The organism is Kitasatospora putterlickiae (genome assembly GCF_039527695.1).
GTDB lineage: Bacteria > Actinomycetota > Actinomycetes > Streptomycetales > Streptomycetaceae > Kitasatospora > Kitasatospora putterlickiae.
Genome location: NZ_BAAAKJ010000185.1, coordinates 4,770 through 8,504 on the forward strand (window position 1 = coordinate 4,770; position 3,735 = coordinate 8,504).

Here is a 3,735-nt window from a genome sequence, read left to right on the forward strand (position 1 = left end):
CATGGTGTGGGTGGCTGTCGGCCGTCCGGCCGCGGTCGGACGGGCCGGTACGGGCCGCCCCCGGCCGACGCGGGCCGACCCGGCCACCGGCACGACCTGCCGGCGGCCGGCACAGGCGAGACAGGCGAACCGGCGAGGCAACCGACACCATGACCCAAGCGGCGCTCACCCACCCCCCGGCGGCACCGGCCCCGGCCGACCCGGCACCGGAGCGGCGGGGGCTGCTGCGCCGGGCGGCGGACCGCTCCGACTGGCTCGGCCCGATCGCCGTGGCGCTCTTCGCCGGGCTGCTGCGGTTCTGGAACCTCGGCTACCCCAACGCCTTCGTCTTCGACGAGACCTACTACCCCAAGGACGCCTGGTCCCTGCTCCGGCAGGGCTACGAGGGCACCTGGCCGGAGCACGCGAACGAGCAGGTCCTGGCCGTCCCGCAGCAGATCCCGCTCACCTCCGCGCCCGAGTTCATCGCCCACCCGCCGCTCGGCAAATGGGTGATCTCGCTCGGCGAGTGGGCCTTCGGCCTGCACCCCTTCGGCTGGCGGTTCATGACCGCGCTGCTCGGCACCCTCACCGTGCTGATGCTCGCCAGGATCGGCCGCCGGCTCTTCGGCTCCACCCTGATCGGCTGCACCGCCGCCCTGCTGATGGCCGTCGACGGCCTCCACCTGGTGATGAGCCGGATCGGCCTGCTCGACGGCGTCCAGATGTTCTTCGTCCTGGCCGCCTTCGGCGCGCTGCTGATCGACCGCGACCGCACCCGCGCCCGGCTCGCCGCCGTCCTGCCCGACCGCGGCGGCGACACCGTCCGGCTCGGCTGGCGGCCCTGGCGGATCACCGCCGGCCTCTGCCTGGGCGCCGCCGCCGGGGTCAAGTGGAACGGCGCCATGGTGCTCGCCGCCTTCGGCCTGCTCACCGTGCTGTGGGACCAGTCCGGCCGCCGCTGGGCCGGCGCCCGCCGCCCCTGGCGCTCGATGCTGCGCCTCGACGCGGTGCCCGCCTTCCTCGCCATGGTCGGCTCCGCCTTCGTCGTCTACGTCGGCGGCTGGGCCGGTTGGCTGTTCACCGGCGGCGGCTTCGACCGGCACTGGGCCGACGACCGGGCCGGACTGTCCCCCGACAGCGTCCTCGGCATCGGGCTCCCGCAGGTGTCGATGAGCTGGGTGCCCGCGCCGCTGCGCAGCCTCTGGCACTATCACGCCCAGATGTACGACTTCAACACCGGCCTGAGCAGCCCGCACACCTACCAGTCCAACCCGTTCAGCTGGCTGGTCCAGGGCCGGCCGGTCTCCATGTACTGGGAACAGGTGCCGGCCGGCCAGCGCGGCTGCGACGCGTCCGGCGGCTGCGCGGCGCAGATCCTCGGCCTCGGCACCCCGCTGCTCTGGTGGACCGCCTGCTTCGCGCTGCTCTACCTGCTCTGGCGCTGGTTCTTCCGCCGGGACTGGCGCTCCGGCGCGGTGCTGTGCGGCGTGGCCGGCGTCTACCTGCCGTGGTTCCAGTACCAGGAGCGGACGGTCTTCTCCTTCTACATGGTGGTGCTCGTCCCCTTCCTCTGCCTGGCCGTGGCGCAGATGCTGGGCGCGATGCTCGGACCGGAGGGCTGCCCGCCCGAACGGCGCCGGATCGGCGCGGTCGCTGCCGGGCTGGTCGTGCTGGCGATCATGGCCTGCTTCGCCTTCTTCTACCCGCTGTACACGGCGGAGGTGATCCCGATGACGTCCTGGCAGGACCGGATGTGGTTCACCGGCTGGATCTGACCGGTGCTCCCGCTCGCCGACGGGGAGCGGCTGCTGCCGGTCACCCCGGGGCTGGGCGCGGTCACCGCGGTGCTGCTGCTGGCGGCCGTCGCCGTCGCCGGGTGGGGGCGGCTCGGCCACGGGCGGGCCGTCCTGCGGGCCGGGCTGCGTGCGATGGCGCAGCTCGCCGCCGTCGCGCTGGTGATCACCTGGGTGGTCGACTCGCTCTGGTGGTCGGCGCTCTTCGTGCTGCTGATGTTCGCGGTCGCGGTGCGCACCGCCGGGCGGCGGATGGTGCCGGCCCCCGGGCGCGGCTGGCCGTGGGCCGCCGTGCCGATCGGGGCCGCGGTGCTGCCGGTGCTCGTCCTGTTGCTCGGCAGCGGGCTGCTGCCCCCGAAGGGCCTGTCGGTCATCCCGGTCGCCGGCATCCTGATCGGCGGCGCGCTCACCGCCACCTCGCTGTCCGGACGGCGCGCCCTGGACGAGCTGCGCCAGCGGCACGGGGAGGTCGAGGCGGCGCTGGCGCTCGGCTTCGAGGAGCGGGACGCCCGGATGGAGATCTGCCGCACCGCCGCCGCCACCTCGTTGGTCCCGGCGCTCGACCAGACCCGGACGGTGGGCCTGGTCACCCTTCCGGGAGCCTTCGTCGGCATGCTGCTCGGCGGGGCCTCGCCGGTCCAGGCGGGCGCGGTGCAGCTCTTCGTCCTGATCGGGCTGCTGGCGGTGGAGTCGGTGGCGGTGGTGGCGGTGCTGGAGCTGGTCGGCCGGGGTTTGGTCGATGCCGGGCGGCCGGGAGGGGTGATCGGGTAGGCTGGGCGCCGTTGAAGGGGAGTAGCCCTCCACCGGACCGTCGACATACTGGCCCCATCGGGGCCCGGCGCCCGGGGCACCACGGTTGCGTGACGGTGCCGGCGAGACCTTCGGCCGCAGTGCTGTGTGTACGGGCGCGCGTCGTGCGTGTTCCGTGGCCAACCAACCAGCGCTGTCGGGCCGGAGCGACCCCTGACGGAGCTGCTGCGGGCCGGCAGCCCGAACCCGAGGGACACCACCCCCGATGAGTCTGACCGTCGCCGCGATCACGTTCGGCATCGTCTTCCTGTCCGAGCTGCCCGACAAGACCGCCCTGGCCAGTCTGATGCTCGGTGCCAAGTACCGGGCGAGCTACGTGTTCGCCGGGATCGCCGCCGCCTTCGCGCTCCAGGTGGGCATCGCCCTGGTCGCCGGAAAGCTGCTCTCGCTGCTGCCGCACCGCTGGGTGGAGGGCGTCACCGGTGTGCTGTTCCTGGCCGGCGCGGCGATGCTGCTGTTCCACGGCGGGGACGACGAGGACGGGCACGCCGCCAAGGAGCCGTCCGCGAACAGCTTCTGGAAGGTCGCCGGGGCCAGCTTCGTGGTCGTGGCGATCGCCGAGTTCGGCGACCTGACCCAGATCATGACCGCCAACCTGGCCGCCAAGTACGCCGACCCGCTCGCCGTGGGCCTGGGCGCCTGGCTGGCGCTGTGCTCGGTGGCCGGGATCGCGATCCTGGGCGGGCAGAAGCTGCTGAAGCACGTTCCGATGAAGATGATCATCCGGGTCGCGGCCGGTGTGATGGTCCTGATGGCCGGGTTCAGCATCTTCCAGGCGATCAAGGGCTGACGCCCCCGGGGTTGGGCCCGCCGTGGGCTCAGCAGCCCGTGCGCCCCTCCAGGGCGGTGCGGGTGGCTGGGCCGTAGACGCCGCGCTCGTCGCCCCGGATGCCGTTGATGTCCTGGAAGTACATGACGATCTGCTGGGTGCGGTCGTCGTACTTTCCGGTCGGGGGCACCTTCTGCCAGCAGATCACGATGCCCAACTGCCGCTGCAGCGCCTGGACGTCGGGCCCCTCCATCCCGTACTGCAGGACGCGGACCGTCGGGGTCGGCGTCGGGGTGGGGGTGGCCGGGGCGGTCGGGGGCGGGCTGGTGTGCGGGGGCGGGGTGGTGGGGAGCGGCGCCGGGGGCGCGGGTGACGCCCGGG

General features: G+C 73.6%; 4 protein-coding genes. 3 read left to right on the forward strand and 1 reads right to left on the reverse strand.

Features of this window, described 5'->3' with window-relative positions; genetic code table 11:
* Positions 1–14: 14 nt before the first annotated feature.
* The 3 genes from ABD308_RS18505 to ABD308_RS18515 all read left to right on the forward strand — a co-directional run bounded on the left by ABD308_RS18505 (position 15) and on the right by ABD308_RS18515 (position 3,375).
* Entirely contained in the window at positions 15–1,757 is a 1,743-nt protein-coding gene (locus tag ABD308_RS18505) for a dolichyl-phosphate-mannose--protein mannosyltransferase (RefSeq protein WP_425554795.1), read from the forward strand.
* Positions 1,758–1,760: 3 nt separating this feature from the next.
* On the forward strand, positions 1,761–2,546 hold the full coding sequence (locus ABD308_RS18510; protein ID WP_344335828.1) for an ABC transporter permease: 786 nt from the start codon (positions 1,761–1,763) through the stop codon (positions 2,544–2,546).
* 244 nt (positions 2,547–2,790) lie between these two features.
* The gene (locus ABD308_RS18515; protein WP_344335830.1) at positions 2,791–3,375 is read left to right on the forward strand and encodes a TMEM165/GDT1 family protein; all 585 of its coding nucleotides are present in this window, start codon (positions 2,791–2,793) and stop codon (positions 3,373–3,375) included.
* Between the two features lie 28 nt (positions 3,376–3,403).
* Here ABD308_RS18515 and ABD308_RS18520 read toward each other — a convergent pair.
* Positions 3,404–3,735 (reverse strand): peptidoglycan-binding domain-containing protein (locus ABD308_RS18520; protein WP_344335832.1); only part of this gene is annotated, 332 nt, incomplete at its 5' end.